Below are 560 nucleotides of genomic sequence, written 5' to 3' on the forward strand. Positions count from 1 at the left end.
GTCTTCGGCTGTTTTTTTATCGCGAATAATCGTGACCGATACAGGGGCCGTTCTGGCAATATAGCTTGCTTGAGAACCCAAATGACTTGACCATCCGGTTCTTGAATGTGCCCCAACAACGACCAAATCAATATCTGTGTGCGGCAGGACATCTTTAACAACGGTTTCACCGGCGTTATCACCTTGGGCAAACATTTTTTCCACCCGATCGGCTTTCAAACCAGAATTTTTGGCTATTTGTTGATAATCTACTAATGCTTTATCGATTCGATCTTGAAGTTGATTCATTTCATTGGCGTCCAAACGAGTCGTTACCGGCAGTTCATCTTCTTCAAGAACTGATAAAATTGTTAATTTTGCGTGGTCTTCCTGAGATTGATGAATGGCAAAGCTTAAAGCAGATTGGCCCTGTGGCGAATCATCAACAGCAGCAAGAACGTGTTTGAATTGTTTTGGTTCGAATTTACTAACCATGAGTGCTCCATGTTTCCTTACGAAATTAAGAAATACAAATTTTCTATCTAAAACCCGGTAATAATCTAAATGGTCATAAGCCTGCT

The 560-nt window shown here is 40.9% G+C and carries 1 protein-coding gene; it reads right to left on the bottom strand.

The features are described 5' to 3' along the window. Positions 1-474 (bottom strand): universal stress protein (locus KH893_RS11600; protein WP_281166254.1); only part of this gene is annotated, 474 nt, incomplete at its 3' end. Positions 475-560: the final 86 nt, after the last annotated feature.

This window comes from Liquorilactobacillus sicerae, from assembly GCF_029916425.1.
Classification (GTDB): Bacteria; Bacillota; Bacilli; order Lactobacillales; family Lactobacillaceae; genus Liquorilactobacillus; species Liquorilactobacillus sicerae.